The 17,689-nt window shown below is 53.4% G+C and carries 21 protein-coding genes; 12 read left to right on the forward strand and 9 right to left on the reverse strand.

The genetic code is table 11. The features are described from left to right. The first annotated feature begins 67 nt into the window (after window positions 1-67). Genes G9Q38_RS05965 through G9Q38_RS05980 form a run of 4 tightly spaced genes read left to right on the forward strand, consistent with a single transcriptional unit; the run spans window position 68 to window position 2,046 of the window. Window positions 68-232 (forward strand): rubredoxin, encoded by a 165-nt coding sequence (locus tag G9Q38_RS05965; protein ID WP_114421268.1) that lies wholly within the window; start codon window positions 68-70, stop codon window positions 230-232. A 40-nt stretch (window positions 233-272) separates the two neighbouring features. Next, on the forward strand, window positions 273-863 hold the full coding sequence (locus tag G9Q38_RS05970) for a YqgE/AlgH family protein (RefSeq protein ID WP_166128846.1): 591 nt from the start codon (window positions 273-275) through the stop codon (window positions 861-863). After that, window positions 856-1,260, forward strand: coding sequence for a Holliday junction resolvase RuvX (gene ruvX / locus G9Q38_RS05975; protein ID WP_166128849.1), 405 nt, complete (start codon window positions 856-858; stop codon window positions 1,258-1,260). The genes G9Q38_RS05970 and ruvX overlap by 8 nt, the downstream gene beginning before the upstream one ends. A gap of 9 nt (window positions 1,261-1,269) precedes the next feature. Then, window positions 1,270-2,046 (forward strand): lysophospholipid acyltransferase family protein, encoded by a 777-nt coding sequence (locus G9Q38_RS05980; RefSeq protein ID WP_166128851.1) that lies wholly within the window; start codon window positions 1,270-1,272, stop codon window positions 2,044-2,046. A 32-nt stretch (window positions 2,047-2,078) separates the two neighbouring features. Here the strand turns inward: G9Q38_RS05980 and G9Q38_RS05985 are convergent, their stop codons facing one another. The 8 genes from G9Q38_RS05985 to mpl all read right to left on the reverse strand — a co-directional run bounded on the left by G9Q38_RS05985 (window position 2,079) and on the right by mpl (window position 10,550). Further along, entirely contained in the window at window positions 2,079-2,939 is an 861-nt protein-coding gene (locus tag G9Q38_RS05985) for a symmetrical bis(5'-nucleosyl)-tetraphosphatase (RefSeq protein WP_166128854.1), read from the reverse strand. Continuing rightward, on the reverse strand, window positions 2,936-4,114 hold the full coding sequence (gene lptG, locus G9Q38_RS05990; RefSeq protein WP_114421372.1) for an LPS export ABC transporter permease LptG: 1,179 nt from the start codon (window positions 4,112-4,114) through the stop codon (window positions 2,936-2,938). Before lptG ends, G9Q38_RS05985 begins: the two co-directional genes overlap by 4 nt. A 102-nt stretch (window positions 4,115-4,216) precedes the next feature. Then, entirely contained in the window at window positions 4,217-4,927 is a 711-nt protein-coding gene (gene mtgA, locus G9Q38_RS05995) for a monofunctional biosynthetic peptidoglycan transglycosylase (RefSeq protein WP_166128856.1), read from the reverse strand. Window positions 4,928-4,948: 21 nt separating this feature from the next. Next, window positions 4,949-5,815, reverse strand: a complete 867-nt coding sequence (aroE, locus tag G9Q38_RS06000; protein ID WP_166128859.1) for a shikimate dehydrogenase — start codon at window positions 5,813-5,815, stop codon at window positions 4,949-4,951. After that, on the reverse strand, window positions 5,812-6,669 hold the full coding sequence (locus G9Q38_RS06005; protein WP_228276207.1) for a TonB family protein: 858 nt from the start codon (window positions 6,667-6,669) through the stop codon (window positions 5,812-5,814). Before G9Q38_RS06005 ends, aroE begins: the two co-directional genes overlap by 4 nt. Before the next feature lie 2 nt (window positions 6,670-6,671). Next, window positions 6,672-8,564, reverse strand: coding sequence for a ribonuclease catalytic domain-containing protein (locus G9Q38_RS06010; RefSeq protein WP_166128861.1), 1,893 nt, complete (start codon window positions 8,562-8,564; stop codon window positions 6,672-6,674). A gap of 10 nt (window positions 8,565-8,574) precedes the next feature. Beyond that, complete coding sequence (locus G9Q38_RS06015; RefSeq protein ID WP_166128864.1) at window positions 8,575-9,186, reverse strand: YqiA/YcfP family alpha/beta fold hydrolase; 612 nt, start codon at window positions 9,184-9,186, stop codon at window positions 8,575-8,577. After that, a complete protein-coding gene (gene mpl / locus G9Q38_RS06020; RefSeq protein ID WP_166128866.1) occupies window positions 9,183-10,550 on the reverse strand; it encodes a UDP-N-acetylmuramate:L-alanyl-gamma-D-glutamyl-meso-diaminopimelate ligase in 1,368 nt (455 codons plus the stop codon). The genes G9Q38_RS06015 and mpl overlap by 4 nt, the downstream gene beginning before the upstream one ends. A 115-nt stretch (window positions 10,551-10,665) precedes the next feature. On the opposite strand from mpl, the gene G9Q38_RS06025 reads away from it, so the two are divergent. From G9Q38_RS06025 to G9Q38_RS06060, 8 genes are all read left to right on the forward strand, one after another. Further along, complete coding sequence (locus G9Q38_RS06025; RefSeq protein ID WP_166128869.1) at window positions 10,666-11,166, forward strand: TlpA family protein disulfide reductase; 501 nt, start codon at window positions 10,666-10,668, stop codon at window positions 11,164-11,166. Window positions 11,167-11,272: 106 nt separating this feature from the next. After that, complete coding sequence (aroQ, locus tag G9Q38_RS06030) at window positions 11,273-11,707, forward strand: type II 3-dehydroquinate dehydratase (RefSeq protein ID WP_114421257.1); 435 nt, start codon at window positions 11,273-11,275, stop codon at window positions 11,705-11,707. 96 nt (window positions 11,708-11,803) lie between these two features. Continuing rightward, window positions 11,804-12,247: an acetyl-CoA carboxylase biotin carboxyl carrier protein gene (gene accB, locus G9Q38_RS06035; RefSeq protein ID WP_166128872.1), complete on the forward strand. Its 444-nt coding sequence runs from the start codon at window positions 11,804-11,806 to the stop codon at window positions 12,245-12,247. A gap of 3 nt (window positions 12,248-12,250) precedes the next feature. Then, entirely contained in the window at window positions 12,251-13,597 is a 1,347-nt protein-coding gene (gene accC, locus G9Q38_RS06040; protein WP_119441221.1) for an acetyl-CoA carboxylase biotin carboxylase subunit, read from the forward strand. A gap of 11 nt (window positions 13,598-13,608) precedes the next feature. Continuing rightward, window positions 13,609-14,511, forward strand: a complete 903-nt coding sequence (prmA, locus tag G9Q38_RS06045; RefSeq protein ID WP_166128874.1) for a 50S ribosomal protein L11 methyltransferase — start codon at window positions 13,609-13,611, stop codon at window positions 14,509-14,511. Window positions 14,512-14,545: 34 nt separating this feature from the next. Further along, window positions 14,546-15,454 carry a zinc-ribbon and DUF3426 domain-containing protein gene (locus G9Q38_RS06050; protein ID WP_166132330.1) on the forward strand — a complete coding sequence of 303 codons (909 nt, stop codon included), beginning with the start codon at window positions 14,546-14,548 and terminating at the stop codon, window positions 15,452-15,454. Further along, window positions 15,451-16,392 (forward strand): carbohydrate kinase family protein, encoded by a 942-nt coding sequence (locus G9Q38_RS06055; protein ID WP_166128878.1) that lies wholly within the window; start codon window positions 15,451-15,453, stop codon window positions 16,390-16,392. Before G9Q38_RS06050 ends, G9Q38_RS06055 begins: the two co-directional genes overlap by 4 nt. Window positions 16,393-16,428: 36 nt before the next feature. Beyond that, on the forward strand, window positions 16,429-16,926 hold the full coding sequence (locus G9Q38_RS06060) for an outer membrane lipoprotein (RefSeq protein WP_166128881.1): 498 nt from the start codon (window positions 16,429-16,431) through the stop codon (window positions 16,924-16,926). A gap of 107 nt (window positions 16,927-17,033) precedes the next feature. Here the strand turns inward: G9Q38_RS06060 and G9Q38_RS06065 are convergent, their stop codons facing one another. Then, entirely contained in the window at window positions 17,034-17,597 is a 564-nt protein-coding gene (locus G9Q38_RS06065; protein ID WP_166128883.1) for a YggT family protein, read from the reverse strand. Window positions 17,598-17,689 lie beyond the last annotated feature (92 nt).

Raw genomic sequence — 17,689 nt, forward strand, 5'->3', positions numbered from 1 at the left:
CCCATTCTATAGGAACGGTCCCGCTTGTTGGTGGACCAAACGAAATTTTCAGTGAGTAACAAAAGTTATGCGTACATGGATGTGCCTAATCTGCGGTTGGATATATGATGAGGAGGCTGGGTTGCCTGAAGAGGGGATTGCGCCGGGCACGCGTTGGGAAGATGTTCCGCCCAACTGGGTCTGTCCCGAATGCGGGGCGCGTAAGGAAGATTTTGAAATGATGGAAGTCTAAACGTAATGATGAAACTTTAAACTGTCCAGGAGGGCGAGTCATGGCATCGATACAACTTAATAATGAACTGAGCGTCGACTTGTCCAAACAATTCCTGCTGGCAATGCCAGGCATGGATATGGGTGAGTGGGCGCACAGTGTGGTGTTTTTATGTGAACACAACACGGAAGGCGCGTTGGGCCTAATTGTGAACCGACCCAGCGATATTACGGTGGCCGACATGCTGGAGCGGCTTGGTCTGCAAGTGGAACCGGGCGTTCAGGCGGTTGCCGCCCAGGCTGTTTATCACGGTGGGCCGGTGCATACCGACCGTGGTTTTGTTTTGCACACGGCCGGCAATAAAACTTATGCGTCAACTATCGATCTGGGCGATTTCCAGCTCACGACTTCGCGCGATGTACTTGAAGACATCGCCAAAGGTGAAGGGCCTGAACAGTTTTTGGTGACATTGGGTTATGCCGGATGGGGCACCGGCCAGCTTGAAAGCGAACTTGCCCAGAATGCCTGGTTGAATGTCGAGGCCGCTCCATCGATTATTTTCGATTTGCCTCACGATGGGCGTTACGAGGCCGCGCTGGGTGCCTTGGGTATTCACTCGTCGATGCTTACGGGTGTAGCGGGGCATGCCTGACAAGGTTCTGCTGGCATTTGATTTCGGGCAGAAGAAGATTGGCGTGGCGGTGGGCAACAGTCTCACCCGCCAGGCCCGTCCACTCACGATACTGTTCCCAAAAACACGGGTTGAACGTTTCAATCAGATTGCCGCTTTGCTTAAAGAATGGCAGCCGGATCAACTGATTGTTGGTTTGCCGCTTACAATGGACGGTTTGGAACAAGAGGCGTCGCGAGCTTGCAGGCGGTTTGCCAATCAGTTGAACGGGCGCTTTGGTATTGATGTGCAGTTGGTGGATGAGAGGGGCTCCAGCCTTGAGGCGCAAGATTTGCTGGGTAGTCATGCCCCCGACGACGCCATGGCTGCTGCAGTTATCTTGCAGCGCTATCTCGATGCGCTGGGTTCGCTTGAATAAGAGGTCGTTTTGCGTTTGATTCTGTTTTCGATCCGGTTTCCGCTGGTTTTAATCTGGCTTATTTCATGTCTGGTTTGCGTTGCACTGATTTATCCGTTCGTTTCGGTGGCAGTGCGCAATGCGATGAATCATCATTGGTCCAGAGCCTTGATGTTTTTATGCGGTGTAAAAATAAACGTTCTGGGCCACCCAACGCTTCAAGGTTCGGCGCTTTGGGTGGCCAACCATGTTTCCTGGATCGATATTTACGTGTTGGCCAGTGTGCGGTGTGTGGCATTTATCGCAAAAAGTGAAATCCGCGATTGGCCGGTTATTGGCTGGCTGGTTGCGAAGGTGGGCACAATTTTTGTGAATCGCAGTCAACGAAATTCGGTTCGTCAGGTAGGCACCGATATGCAAAAGTTGTTTGACCATAACATGGTGATCGGTCTATTCGCAGAGGGGACAACCAGCCGCGGTTTTGACGTTTTGCCTTTTCATTCAAGCTTGTTTGAACCACCGGTTCGGGCCGGTATTACGATCCAACCTGTTGCCCTGCGTTTCTTTCACAAAGGCCGGCGTAGCGACTATCTGGCTTTTGTGGGCAATGAAAGCCTGATGCACAATTTGTGGGTTTTATTGGGGACAACCGGTGCGATGGTCGAGGTCGAGTTCATGCCGCCGGTTCCGGTTGAACAGTATGAAGGCGGGCGCGCAAAGGTGGCCGATTATGTGCGGGAGCAGATTCGCTCGGCTGTGGTGCGAGGCATAGAGGCAGGGGCCGAAGAGGAACCTTTGGCCGCTTAATGAGATGAAGTTGAGCACCGCCGGTTGTGGCCTTAAGCGGAGCCGGGTGTTTGGTGGCTGATGCAGTCAATCTGAACCAGTTTGCGATCACTTAAACGCAGCGCTGTCAGTTTGCCGCCCCAAACGCACCCTGTATCCAGGCAAATTGCGTCCGGACGAATCATGAGTCCGAGTGTAGACCAATGACCAAAGACAATGGTTGTGTTTTGTGTGGCCCGGTCGGGAACATCGAACCAAGGCATCAGGTAGTCGGGTGCTTCGCTGCCCGGCGCGTTTTTATACGATAAATCCATGCGCCCTTTAACGTCACACATGCGTATGCGCGTGAGTGCGTTAATCACAATACGCAGACGTTTGTTTGGCCCGAGGCCGTCGCGCCAGCGATCGGGTTCGTTGCCATACATTTTTTCAAGGTGTTGCCGCCAATGTCTGGACTGCAAGGCATGCTCCACTTCGGCAGCCAGTGTCATGGTTTGTTTTAGCGTCCATGGTGCCAGGACGCCCGCATGAACAAGCAAATGGTTTTGTTCATAGTGGGCCATGGGTCGATGACGTAACCATTCAATAATCTCGTCGGCGTCGGGCGCCCCGAGAATGTCGGCGATGGTGTCGGATTTTCCAGGTTTGCGCACGCCTGCAGCTACCGCAAGTAAGTTCAGGTCGTGATTGCCCAAGACGGTGACCGCCTTGTTGCCCATGTCCATAATACGACGCACGGTATCAAGTGAGCGAGGGCCGCGATTTACAATGTCGCCGGCGAACCAGAAGCGTGCGTCGTGGTCGGCAACGACTGCAGAGTGTTCAAGTAATTGGTCCAGGGCCGAACAGCATCCTTGAATATCGCCGATGACCCAGGTTGGGGGCGCAAGGGGGGAAGCGGGGGAGAAACTCATGTTGCCGATTTATTCCATGGTCCGCGTGTGCGTACAAAGCGCTGGACCTGATGTTTGTTTTCCATGTAAATAAGCGTAGCCAATGCCAGCAGCAGGGCGGCAATATTTGGGACCAACGCTGTTACCCATGGAGACCAGCGGCTTAGCATGCCCACGTTCAGGGCAAGCTGGTTCACCATGAAAAAGCCGACGCCGAGCAAAATGCCAATAAACACTTTGCCACCGACTCCGCCTCGCCGTGTTTGCATAAACCCGATAGGGGCGGCAATGGTGATCATGACCAGAAGCGTGAACGGGTAGGCCAGCTTGCGCCATAGCGCAACGATTTGGCGGTCGGTTTGAAGATTGTTGGCTTCAAGGTAGGCAATATAATCATTTAGTACGGCAATCGACATGCGTTCCGGGGTCAGGATGCGGGCGATCAGGCGTTCCGGCGTCAAGCTGGTCGTTATCGTGCGTTCAGGAACGGTTTCCAGCGTGGTTAAGGGTTGTTCGGGCGCGGTTGCGTCATCCAGCGCACTCATGGCGTTTTCGCTAATTTGCGTTTCGGCGACCTCTTCCATTACAAGCGAGCCATTCTGAAAATAGCCTTGCTTGGCTTGTGAGAAGCGGACCAGTTCCTGACCTTCGTAGAATTCGTACAGGGTAATGCCGGCCACCCCACCATTGGGTTTGAGTTCGGAAATATTGATAATCCGGGTACCCTGGTTTGGCGCTTCTTCCTTGAACCAGTAGCCACTGTTTAACCGTCCGCCACCCGCGCGCCCCATGAGCTGCAAGGTGGCTTCGCTGGCTTTGATTTCTGCGGCGGGGGTGACGAGCTCGGAAAGGAAAAATGCGGCTACGACCCACGGGATGGTGATAATCCAGAGCATACGCAGCAACTTCATCCCGCTGACCCCTGATACCCGCAAAATGACAAGTTCATTGCGTTGAGCCAGACTGGCCAGGGCGAGAATGGCGCCGATTAACAATCCAATCGGTAAAAGCTCGTATAACCGGGTGGGCATTTGCAAGGCCTGAAGATAGAACAGGTCGAGTAATGTGAGCTTGGTGCCGACGTTGTCCAGTTCCTCAATAAGCGCGAAGAATGTAAACAGGCCTAGTAGAGCCAGCAAAACAACGATGCTGGACCGATAGATTTCTTTGGCAAGGTAACGGCGTGCAGTGCGCATGAAAAAAAAGTAAGGCTGAAACAGGCGTAAGCTTAACAAACGGCGGTGACTTCTGTGAGTTCTATTGCGTCGGCTTTAAGGATTAGGGGGAAAAATGGTGGCTCAAGGCACCTCAACCATTCGCATGCGTTGCAGCAGGGTGCGGGTGCGCGACTGCAAATAACGGGTATTGCCACGTTTGTCATAGTAAGCCGGATTAGGAAGCATGGCGGCCAATCGTGCTGATTGTGATGCGTTCAGCTGTGAAGCATGACGCTTAAAGTAATATTCAGCTGCGGCCTGGGCGCCAAAAACGTTTTTGCCCCACTGGGCAATATTCAGATACAGCTCAAGAATGCGTTGTTTGCTTAGAACGGCTTCCAGCATGAAAGTCAGGAGCAACTCCTGTGCCTTGCGCCAGTATGAGCGATCACTGGACAAGAACAGGTTTTTAGCCAGTTGCTGGGTAATGGTTGAGCCGCCTCGTACGCGTTCTGAACCGGACTCCGACATGCGGATATTGTATTCCCAGGCGCGTTGTATGGCTTCCCATTCCACCCCACTGTGGTTAATGAAGTTCGAGTCTTCTGCCGCCACGACTGCACGTTTCAAGTTTGTGCTTATTTTGTCGTATGGAACCCAGGTGTGAGTAATTTGTGCATCCGCCTGTTCTGCTTGTAATTGCGTTAGGGTGTTGCGCATGAAAGCACTGGAGCTTGGGTTGTGGAATTTTAACCAGATCACCATGACGAACAAGCCAAATTGGTAAAGCAGGAACGCGAAAAGGCCTGCCAGTAGCACGATGCCGATCAGCTTGTTTTTTGATCTGCTCATCAGGGGCTCCGGCGCGTGTTGTCAGCTGTGGCTCAGTTGAGCCCGCAGCATGGTTAAGACGGGTTCAATCTCCGGCGTGACGCCGTGCCAAATAGCGAATCCTGCCGCCGCCTGGCCCACCAACATGCCCAAGCCATCGGCTGTGCGGTCGGCCCCCGCTGCTTTTGCCGCTTGCAGAAAGGCCGTGTCGTGTGCCGCGTAGAACATGTCGTAAGCCAGTGCGCCCGGCATATATTGCATGCCGGGCAAGTTGGGTGCCGCCTGGCTGATGCTGCTGGATGTTGCGTTGATGACAATCGACCAAAGCCCCTGCGCCTGGTCGAGGCCCCCTGAAGAAAGTTGCGCCGCATAGTGGGGTAGTTCCCGCGCGATATGTTGATGCAGTTCAGTGGCTCGTTGTTCTGTGCGGTTAACGATGTGCAGTCGCGTACAACCGGCTTCCAATATGGGCGCACACGCGCCTCTGGCGGCGCCCCCGGCGCCCACCAGTAATACGTCGCGCCCTTTAACGTCAACGCCCAGCAGATGGAGGTCGGCCAGCAAGCCGACGCCATCGGTATTGCAGCCATGTAAGCGGTCGTCTCCCCACCAAAGTGTATTAACGGCGCCGGCAACTCTTGCCCGTTCGGTTAAACCGCCCTGAGCCATGGTCCACGCACGTTCTTTGAATGGCACCGTTACGTTCAATCCGCTGCCTCCTTCGGCAAAAAACCGTTCAACAACAGACTCGAATGCCTCAATAGGTGTCGGCAAGAGATCGTATTGCAATTGAATACCGGTTTGCTTGGCGAAGGCCGCATGAATTTGCGGTGATTTGCTGTGTGCAACAGGGTTGCCTATGACCGCAAAGCGCTTTACTTTCGAATGGTTTTGCTGGTTGGGCGTCATTGGGTGGTTAACTCATTGTTGGTGAAATGCCAGGTTCGGGTAATGGCCAGAATATCGGTTTCCGCTGCCACGTCGGGGGGCAGGGGGGGAAATGGCGCCGCCAGTTGTACGATGCGCCGGGCGGCTGAATTTAGAACGGGCTCCGAAGAGGGTTGGTTGATTTCAACATTTCGCAGTGTGCCGTCGCGGTCAATATACACGGTGAGCTGTAACGAGCCATAGATACGTCCACGTGCTTCCTGCGGGTAATGCTCTGTGCCGATTTGCTCAATTTTCAGGCGCCACGCTTCGACATATTGTGCATAAGCTGCGCGTTGTGCCGCCGGCCCCACAAACTGTTGTCGTGGCCGGCTGTTATAAGCCTCGATACGGGCTTTTAACGCAGCAATTCTGGCGTTAAGCACCTGAGCGTCGCGGTTCAAGTCGTCGTTGCCCGGGTCGGGAGACTCCTGGAAAAGCTCCGGCCGCAGGCGTGGCTCGGCTGTGGTGGTTTCTGCAATTAATTGTGTCAGTAGCCGCTCTTGTTCAGACTCCAGTTCCGCCTGTCGTTTGCGCAGTGCCTCCAGAATAATTTCATTCACTTCATTTTCCTGGGTGCGAGGCAATGGTGAGGAGGCATAAGTTTCGCCTGTGTCGTTGCCGCCGGCATTCAGGTTTTGTTGGGCCAGTATTTGTGCATTAGCCGGCTCGGCCTCGGTGCGCGTGTTTATCAACGTGACTTCTAGTGAGCTGACCGGCATGCGGGTATTTGGGGCAAGGTTTGAAAATGTCAGCAACAAGGCCGCCCCATGTAAACATAGGGAAGCGATTAGCCCGATAACCAGATAGGAATTGTTGTCGGGGGTTTGTTGCACCGTTATTGCTCCGTGTCGAGCGTTTCAATATACCGGCACTCTACATCGAGTGCCAGCTCATTGAAACCCGTAAGTGCAAGGCGAATCCGGCGGCCTCTTTCAAGCGTCGGCAGACCGGGAATACGCGTAACAAAAGGAGCGCAATCGAAACGAACCAGATCTTCGCGTAATACACTGGCCGTCACCTCAGTGAGTTTTTCCTGCTTAAGCCAACGAATGCACCAATAGCGCTCAATTGTCGACTGAAACTCGTTCCAGGCCGCATATTGCGCATCGAAGGCCCCAATAATGGCAAAAAGATCGGCCTCCTTGGGTTTGAAAGGCGCGACCAGGCGGGCTGATACGCCATGTTCCGCCGCCGCAATGATTTGGCCTTGATTGATGAGGTCGACGTAGCGCCGCAGCGGTGACGTGCTCCAGGCATATTGGGGCACCCCGATGGCTTCATGCGGCAGGGCTTGGGTCGACATACGCACACGACCTGCTTGTTGAGAGCGATAGATGCCCGGCACGCCGTGTTGCGCCATGAAGGCGCCCCATACATTGTTGGTGAGAATCATGTATTCGGCAATCAGACGATCAAGCGGCGCGTTACGCTGGCGCGGAGTCAGTTTTACGATACTGTCGGGGTCGTCGGGTTCGCCTTCAAGATAGAACATGTATTCAACCCGATTATTATTCTCGGGCTTGCCCCGCAACGCTTCGCGTTGGGCGTTCAAGTGGCGGGAAAATTGCCACAATGGGCGTAACCAATGAGCATAAGGTAACGGAGCCGAAGGGTCTTCCAGCGCGGCTTCCGTGACGTCGGCATCCAACCAGTTATGGCGCAGATTTTCCTTAACCGTGATGCGATCCAGCCGGGTCTGTGTTTCCAGAATCTCACCGCTGCGTAAATCGGTTGTAACGTACAGTGAAAGTGCGGGACGGCTTTGCCCGGCATCCAGTGAGAAGGTTTCAATGATCTCGTCTGGAAGCATTGGAATTTTCTGGCCTGGCATGTAAACGGTGGACATGCGTTTGCGGGCCATTTGGTCCAGCTCATTGTCTCGTTTCACCAGCAAGCCGGGGGCGGCAATGTGAATGCCAATCTGAACCTGGTCATTTCCCAGTGGGGTAACCGATAGTGCATCATCCACTTCAGTGGTGGTGATGTCGTCGATGGAGTAGGCTTCGACGTTCGCCTCCGGCAGTTCAAGGTTGAGTTCCGGGATGTCTGCAGATTGAAATTGGGTGCCTTTTGGAAAGTGGGTCGCAAAAAATCGATCGCGGTGCAGTTTTAACGGATGAGGCCAGGCGCCCACGTCGAGCAATAGTTGTTCAGGCGTGGTGCCGCGTTCTTTAACGGCAGCCTCAAAAGCTTTCCATTCAAGTGTGTTCTTGTCGGGCTTAACCAGGAACGTAGACGCGACTTCGCCGATGCGTTCCGGTAGTTGCCCGGCCACCAGTTGTTCCGTCCATTCCTGTTGTTGTTCGGCCTGGCGCTTTTTCTTTTCAATTGCGGCCAGGGCGGCTTCAAGAATATCGGGGGGCGCCGGTCGATAACTGCCTTTTCCGCGCCGGTGAAAATAAGCTGGTGCGCTGTTCAGTGCGAATATCAAAGCCGCTTTTTCTACCGATGTGGGCGGGTGACCAAAATAATCCTGGGCGAAATCCGCCGCGCTAAACTCTTCTTGCGGTGCGCACTCCCACAGGAAGTCGATCTCGAAGGTTTGGGCCAAATCTTGTGCACTTTGCAATAGTTCGGCCGGCGCAGGCGAATCGAATCGGAACAGCACCGTGGCGTTCTTTATTTTGCTTCGTTTTCCGCTTTCCGATTCAACCTGCATGGTTGAGTCGTTTTCGGAAAAAATTTTTTCGGCTTTGAAGCTTCCGCTATCTTCGTAAAGAACGTACATAAACGTTGTTTTAATCTGTTTTTTGATGACTCAAACCAGAGTCGAGAATAAAAGAGGTGACTTCAGGCATCCAACGCGCAAAATCGTGTATGCCATGGTCGCTGCCGCTAATAATTCGGCTGGGGCAGCCTGCGTACCATGCCACCATCTCCTGCCAGTCGAGTACCTCATCCCCCGTTGTTGCCATCAGGAAAAAGCGCTTCGGCTCGGTCGGTGGACCGATTTTCATTGCAGCCAGCTCTTGCAGATAATGATCGTGGAATTCGAATGGCTCGTTACTGTGATAGTGCGTTTGCTTGCCGGTATGAATCGCCAGATCACGAGCCGCATCAATGACTGGATTCAATAAAACAGCACGGCAAGACCATTTTTGCGCCAGGTATTGAGCATAAAAGCCGCCAAGTGACGAGCCAATGATGACCGGGACACGATCGCGACCGGATGGTGTGTTTGCGTGAGACGAAATGAGATTGTTACATAAATCGATGGCTTCTTGCGGACCGGCCGGCAGTTGGGGGCAATGCCAGGCATCGGCAAGGCCTTGTTTGGCCATTTCCTTTGCCAGCATTTGGGCTTTTGTGGAATGGGGCGATGAGCGAAAGCCATGTAGATACAAAATCATGGTGCGCCCAATGCTTCCAGTAATGCGCCGTGAATGCCGCCAAAACTGCCATTGCTCATAATCAGAATGTGGTCGCCCGGTTGAGCTGCGTCTTTCAACGCTTTTACCAGGGCGGCATGGTTGGAAAATGACGTTGCCCGTTTGCCTAAAGGCGCCAGTACTTCGTCGGGATTCCAACCCAGTGCGTGTTTGCCGGTTGTTTCGCCGAAGCAAAAGGTGAGGTCGGCCAGTTCGAGTGCCTGCGGCAATTGGGCCGCCATGGTACCCAGCTTCATGGTATTTGAGCGCGGCTCGATTACAGCCAGAATGCGCGCCGGGCCTACAACGTGTCGAAGGCCTTGCAAGGTGGTTGCGATGGCGGTGGGGTGATGGGCGAAGTCGTCGTAAACCGTAATGTCATTGACGACGCCCCGCACCTCCATTCGGCGCTTGACACCACTGAAACTGCTTAGCGCTTTGATCGCATGCTCAATTGAGACCCCCGCATGATGCGCAGCTGCTATTGCAGCCAACGCGTTCATACGATTGTGTTCGCCGGTGATGTTCCAACATACCGGCGGGTACAAAGCGCCGTGAAAGCTGGGGATGAAGTGGGTGGGCTGATTGCCGGGGGTATAGCGCCACATGCCGTCTGGACCGAAGGTTTGCACGGAAGACCAGCAACCCCGGGCCAGTACGTGATCGAGCGCCGGTGCATCAGTGGGCCGAATGATCAGTCCGTTTGAAGGAATCATTCGAACCAAATGGTGGAATTGGGTTTCAATGGCTTCCAGATTGGCGAAAATGTCGGCGTGATCGTATTCCAGATTGTTCAAAATGGCAGTGCGGGGCCGGTAATGTACAAATTTTGAGCGCTTATCGAAAAAGGCGGTGTCGTATTCGTCGGCCTCGATCACAAATAGGGGCTTGGCAGGATCGTAACGGGCAGAAACTTTCAAACCCGGTGCGATGCCGCCAATCAGGAAATTGGGTTCCAGGCCGGCTTGCTCCAGAATCCAGGCCAGCATTGAACTGGTCGTAGTTTTGCCGTGTGTGCCGGCAACAGCAAGCACGTGTTGGCCTTGCAAAATGTTTTCGCCCAGCCATTGCGGGCCGGAGGTATAAGGCAAGCCCTGATCGAGAATTGCTTCCATAAGGGGGTTGCCCCGGCTGACAACATTGCCGATGACAAAAAGGTCGGGCTGCAACGCCAGTTGATCTGCACTAAACCCTTCAGTCAGGTCAATACCCTGTTCTTCAAGTTGTGTGCTCATGGGGGGATAAACGCCGGCATCGCAACCGGTTACCTTGTGGCCGGCGGCTCGGGCGATAAGGGCCAGGCCGCCCATGAACGTGCCGCAAATCCCCAAAATGTGTATGTGCATGGTCTTCCTCCAGCCCCTATTGTAGTCAGACGGTGAGGCCGGCAGTGGCAGGCGGCAGTGCTAAAATGAATTTTATGATGATGTTGCATAAACCTCTACTTAGCGTCGGCGTATCATGAACCGTCGTCATTTTTTGTCGCAATCGTTAGCGTTTGTGGGTATGGCGACGAGCCTGTTTCCTTGTTTGGCATCGGCTCAAACAAGTGAGGCGCAAATTCTGTTTGCTCAATCGTATCCCGACCTGAACGGCACCGATCAACCGTTGCAAAACTGGCGCGGCCGCCCGGTAGTCATGAATTTCTGGGCGACATGGTGTCCGCCGTGCGTGAAAGAGATGCCCGACCTGGAGGCTTTGAACCAGAAATATCCGGATATTGCTTTTGTGGGGTTAGGGGTGGATACAGCTGCTAATATGCGTAACTTCCTGCCAAAAGTGCAGGTTACTTACGATTTACTGGTGGTTGGGTATGGTGGTATCGAGTTAATGAAACAGTTAGGCAACACGGCGGGGGGTTTGCCATTTACGCTGGTTTTCAATGAAAAGGGGCGGATGGTTAAGCGTATTTTGGGTCAGGTTAAGCCCGAAACGCTCGATGAAGTGTTGGCCCGGTTGTAAGGGGCGTGTTGTTGCGAGACGAAAATTAACCCTGAATTCATGCTTTTTATAGACAAATAGCGTTCTTTAGCGTAAAAAAGACGTTCCAAAACGAAAAAAGTATTCAATGGCGAAACACATACTGGTTTTGCACGGCCCCAATCTGAACATGCTCGGCGTTCGTGAGCCGGGTATATATGGTCATCAAACGCTGGCCGATATCGACGCGCGTTTAAGTCAGCTTTGTGTTGAACAAGACGCAGGATGCGCGGTATTTCAAAGTAATCATGAAGGTGAGCTGGTTGATCGCATTCAAGCCGCCCGCCACGATGAAACCGAGTTCATAATTATTAACGCCGGGGCATATACCCACACCAGTATTGCTATCCGCGATGCACTTGCTGCAGTCGGCATTCCTTTCATCGAGGTGCATTTGTCTAATGTCTATAAGCGTGAAAGTTTTCGCCATCATTCATATTTGTCAGATCAGGCTTTAGGCGTGATTGCCGGCCTTGGGCCCGCGGGATACGAAGCTGCGCTTCGTTATGCGTTGGCTCATTAGCTGCAATAGGTATTCAGTAAATTCATCAATTGTTTTTGTTTATTATTTTTTCGTGCACCTGCAGTTGCCGCCGGTGCCGTCTTTCGGGAAGGACATATGGACCTCAGAAAACTTAAAACCCTTATTGATCTTGTTGCCGACTCGGGTATTGCCGAACTGGAAATTACGGAAGGTGACGGTAAGGTCAGAATCGTGAAGTTCTCGCAATCGGTTCAGCCGGTTGCTCAGGTCGCACCCGCGGCACCTGCGACCGAGGCGGCGTCTGCATCTGCGCAACAACAGCCGGCTGCGCCCGCGCAGCCACAAGGGCATGCTGTTAAAGCGCCCATGGTCGGCACATTCTATCGGGCGCCGAACCCGGGCGCATCGCCTTTTGTTGAAGTGGGTCAATCGGTAAAAGAAGGTGAGCCGCTTTGTATTATTGAAGCAATGAAGCTGCTGAATGAAATTGAAGCCGATAAGGCCGGGGTGATCAAAGAAATCCTGGTTGAGAACGGTGAACCGGTTGAGTATGGTCAACCTTTATTTATTATTGGCTAATTCATGTTTGAAAAGATTCTGATTGCCAATCGGGGCGAAATTGCACTGCGGATTCAGCGTGCCTGCCGCGAGCTTGGCGTTAAAACTGTTGTGGTGCATTCCGAAGCCGATCGTGATGCCAAGTACGTAAAACTGGCCGACGAGTCCGTGTGTATTGGGCCCGCCCCCGCGCGCGACAGCTATCTGAATATGCCGGCTTTGATTTCTGCTGCCGAAGTGACCGATGCCGAGGCCATTCATCCCGGCTATGGCTTTTTGGCCGAGAACGCAGATTTTGCCGAGCGTGTTGAAAAGAGCGGTTTTGTGTTTATCGGCCCTCGTCCCGAGAGCATTCGTTTAATGGGTGATAAGGTCAGTGCCAAGCGTGCCATGATTGCCGCCGGTGTTCCCGTGGTGCCAGGTTCTGAGGGTGCATTGCCGGAAGATCCGCAAACCATTATGCAAATGGCCCGCGATGTCGGTTATCCGGTCATTATTAAAGCCGCCGGCGGTGGCGGTGGCCGGGGCATGCGTGTGGTGTACACGGAAGCAGCGCTGCTGAATGCTGTTGCCATGACGCGTACCGAGGCGGGGTCGGCATTTAACAACCCTGAAGTCTACATGGAAAAGTTTCTCGAAAATCCGCGTCACGTCGAGATTCAGGTGTTGGCTGATGGCGGGCGTAATGCGGTGTGGCTTGGTGAACGTGATTGTTCCATGCAGCGCCGGCACCAGAAAGTTATCGAAGAGGCGCCCGCGCCCCATATTCCGCGCAAGCTGATCGAGCGTATCGGGGAGCGGTGTGCGGAAGCGTGTCGCAAAATCAATTATCGCGGCGCCGGAACGTTTGAATTTCTTTATGAAGACGGTGAATTTTTCTTTATTGAAATGAATACCCGTATTCAAGTTGAGCACACCGTAACCGAAATGGTGACGGGAATTGATCTGGTGGCGCAACAAATTCGCATTGCAGCTGGTGAGAAGTTCACCTTGCGTCAGAAAGATGTTCAGTTCCGTGGTCACGCTATTGAGTGTCGCATCAATGCGGAAGATCCATTCAAGTTCACCCCCAGCCCAGGCAAAATCATCAACTGGCATCCGCCGGGTGGGATGGGTGTACGTATGGATTCACACGTATTCAGTGGCTACACGATTCCGCCGCATTACGACTCCATGATCGCCAAGCTCATCACTTATGGGGATACCCGCGAACAGGCCATTGCGCGCATGGATATTGCGTTGTCGGAAATGGTGGTTGAAGGGATTCAAACCAATATCCCGCTGCACCGCGAACTGATGCAAGATGCGCGCTTTGTCGAGGGTGGCACAAGCATTCACTATCTTGAGCATAAGCTCTCGCAGCGACCTTAACGGGCCGGCCCATGCGCGAACTTGTGTTGTATTGCCGGGAAGAGCAGGCGGAGGCCTGGTCTGATGCGTTGCTTGATGCAGGCGTCCTGTCTGTTTCGGTGGAAGATGCCGAGCGCGACACTGACGCCGAGCAGGCACTTTTTGGTGAGCCTGGCACGGAGCCCGAAGTGCAAGCCTGGCGGAATAATCGGGTGGTTGCGTTATTGCCCGATGATCTCGAGCCGGGCGAGGCAGTGGCGGCATTGGCTGCGGCAACCGGCGAGACCATTCCCGACACCGAATGGATCACCCGGGAAGTACCGGATGCCGATTGGGTTCGGGTAACGCAATCGCAGTTTGGCCCCATTCACGTTGGCGAACGGATTGTTATTGTGCCCAGTTGGCATGTGAACGATCCATCGTTGAACTTGTCCGATAACGTGGTAGCCATCGAACTCGATCCCGGTCTGGCATTTGGTACGGGAAGTCATCCAACAACACATTTGTGTCTTGAATGGTTGGCAGTGCATTTGCAAGGACAACCTACCGTGCTCGATTATGGTTGTGGCTCCGGTATTCTGGCCATTGCCGCGCGCAAACTGGGGGCTGGTTCGGTTTATGCTATTGATATCGACGAGCAGGCAGTCAGTTCGACTGAGTACAACGCGCAGGTGAATCAGGTTGTGCTTAAGGCAGGGTTGCCCGACGGCCTTCCGGAAGGCCGGTTTGACCTTGTTGTGGCAAACATCTTGTCGAATCCGCTGAAGGTTCTGGCACCCATGCTGGCAAATCGGGTTGCGCCCGGTGGTCGGCTGGTGTTGTCGGGTGTACTTGAGCGGCAGGCTGATGACGTTGCGGCTGCTTATGCGCCCTGGTTGAAATTGTCGGTTTGGCAGTCAAGAGAAGGTTGGGTGTGTTTACACGGCCAACGTTAATGTAAAGGCAGTTATAGGTGGTTAGGCCCGGTTTATGGAGTTGAATACCCGTTGCCCTGAGTGCGGCACTGTGTTTCCAGCGAGTCTGGAACAGATGAAGTTGCGCAAGGGCTATATTCGTTGTGTTAACTGCGCCAACATTTTCGATGGTTTCGAGTTTGTGGTGTCGACAGACACGCCGGACACATCACCCCGGCCAACGTCGCGTGAATCGACTCAGGCATCGGATAGCGTACCATTGCGTGCGGAGGCTGGATCGCCCGCATCACGGCGCACTCCCCCGCGGGTGGATTTACATACCCTAAATTTGCCCGACGACGTGCCCGACAGTGACACTGCAGGTGACGGCAATGCGGATAATGAGCCGGTGTCTGTTTATATCGAACCGCGTGAAGACCGTGTTCGACGGCCGGCGGGTGCCGAGTTCCTAACACATCGCCGGGAAGCGACAAGCTCCGGTTGGGGAGGCCTGATCGCATTGCTTGTTGTGTTGGCCTTATTGGTTGGGGCCGCATTATTGGTATATGCGTATCGGGTACAAATCGCGTCATCCGCTCCCGCCGTGCGCCCATTGCTGGAGCGTGCGTGCGTTTCAATTGGCTGCACTGTGCCGTACCCTCAGCGTGTCGATCGTATTTCAATTATGGATTCTTCTTTGCAGGCGGGGGAGTCGGAAGCCGTTATGCAATTAAATGTTGTGATGCGTAACACCTTTGGCAAGGCGCAGCAGTGGCCGGTACTGATGCTCGATCTGGTCGATTTCTCGGGAGCGGTTGTGGCAACAAAAACATACCGGCCAAGTGACTATCTGCCTGACGAGACACGGGGTCAGCCATTTCAAGCGGGCCAGGAAGTGCGTTTGAATATACCGGTTGAAGTGGATGACCTTAAAGTCAATGGTTATCAGTTGCGAAAAGTATTTCCAGATCAAGGAACAAAATGACTAAACCTATTGTTGTATGCGGCTCCGTTGCGTTTGACACCATTGCGGTGTTCGAAGGGCATTTCAAAGATCATATCCTTCCCGATAGTATTCATTCCTTAAGCGTTTCGTTTTTTGTCCCGTCGATGCGCAAAGAGTATGGTGGGTGTGCGGGAAATATAGCGTACAACTTGCGTTTGCTGGGTGGGCATCCTTTACCCGTTGGAACGGTCGGTGTTGATGCCGATGATTACTTGCAATACATGCGCAAGCTGGGTATCGATACGCGTTACGTGCGGGTTATGTCCGACATGTTTACGCCCCAGTGTTTTATTACGACCGATCTCGACAACAACCAGATTGCTTCCTTTCACCCCGGTGCCATGTCATTCTCGGCCGACAACGACGTATCAGGTGTGGAGGCGGCATGGGGAATTGTGGCGCCTGATTCAAAAGAAGGGATGTTCGCTCATGCCCGTCGTTTGAATGCCGGCGGAATTCCTTTTATTTTCGATTTGGGTCAGGCCATGCCGCTGTTCTCTGGTGAAGACCTGAATGAAATGTTGGGCCTTGCGCAGATTCTCACGGCTAACGAGTATGAAGCCGGCGTCATCGAGCAACGCACAGGGCGTAGCCTGGTCGACTTGTCTTCACGCCTGCAGGCGGTGGTGGTTACGCGTGGTGCCGAGGGTGCGTCGTTGTACGTGCATGGCGAACATACACATATTGAACCTTTCCAGGTTGACGAGGTCGTTGATCCTACAGGGTGTGGCGATGCACATCGCGCGGGTCTTTTATATGGGCTAAGCGAAGGGTGGGATTTGCGTGAAGCGTGTTGTTTGGCGAATGTGATGGGGGCGATTAAAATTTCATCACGTGGTCCGCAAAATCATCAGCCGGACCGCAGCCGGATCGGTGCCATGCTGGAGCGTCACCATGGTATTAAATTGCCCGGTTAAACTGTGTCTCTATCGGGATCTAAAAGGAGTGTTGTCATGACAGCAAGGGTTCAGCGTAAAAGTTATCGACCAGGGCGGCTTATCGCCGTGGCGGCGTTAGTCGGGGCAATGGGGGTTATTGCAGGGTGTGCGAATCCCTCGGCCTCCAGCTCGGTATACAACTACGATCAGGCGCAGCGTGAACAGATCGTGCGCTATGGCACCGTTGTGGCTGTGCGCAATGTCGTTATCCAAAACGACAAATCCAGTGGTGCGGGCATGATTGCCGGCGGTGCATTGGGCGGCGTGGCAGGTAATGCCATTGGTGGCGGCTCGGGTCGCGCTATTGCGACTGTAGGGGGCGCTATTCTGGGTGGCTTGCTGGGTAATACCGTAGAAAATCAGGTAAATAAAACACAAGGCCTGGAAATTGAGGTGCGCCTCGATAACGGTGAAACACGTGTTATTGCCCAGGCTGCCGACGTACCTATCAGTGCAGGGCAACGTGTGCGTGTTTTAAGTGGTAATGGCCCAACGCGTGTTGTACCGATGTAATTCTGCGTTCTGGGCCTGGTTTGGCCCTTTGGTGAATACGGTAAATACGAACTCAATTGGCCCGGCACTGATATGCCGGGCCAATTTTTTTCATGTTGCGTAAGTTTCTAAACCCCGAACAAGGAAAAAGCCATGCTTTCAAGAACCATCATAATGACTTGCGCCAAAATTAACAGGACCAGAGGGGAAAAATCGATGCCGCCCAGGTTCGGTAAAACGCGTCGTATGGGGTCGAGCAACGGCGCAGTAAGCGTTTGCAGAACCGGCATGATAGGCGCCATGGGGTTCACCCACGACAAAATAACCTGAATGAGTGTGAGCCACAGTACAAGGTTAAAAGCCCATTTCAGCAAGGTTAGAACGCTGGCGATGAGTGCACCGGCCAAGCCGTTCATTAGGGGGAGCGCACCGGTTAACACAAAGAATGTGAGTAACAGATAAATAAGCGCAATTAGCCACGCCGCCACAATACTTGGCCCGTCGATGCGACTGGAAGAAGGGATGACCCGTTTTAACGGTACCACCAGCCAGTCGGTCATTCGTAGCAAAGCTTGCGAGTAGGGGTTGAACGGATGCAGACGGATTGCAAACATCCAGGCCCTGATTAACAGTGCAATACCGAAAAGGGTGAACAGGATGTTGATGATGAAATGCAGTATGTTGCCAAACATGGGTATCAGTCACCATCGAAGTTAAAGATGCCACATTGTCGCATGAGAGTCTGGCAGACTGAAGTAGAAACTAAAAGAGCACTGCAAGAAAT

Source organism: Pusillimonas sp. DMV24BSW_D (assembly GCF_011388195.1).
Lineage (GTDB): Bacteria > Pseudomonadota > Gammaproteobacteria > Burkholderiales > Burkholderiaceae_B > Neopusillimonas > Neopusillimonas aestuarii.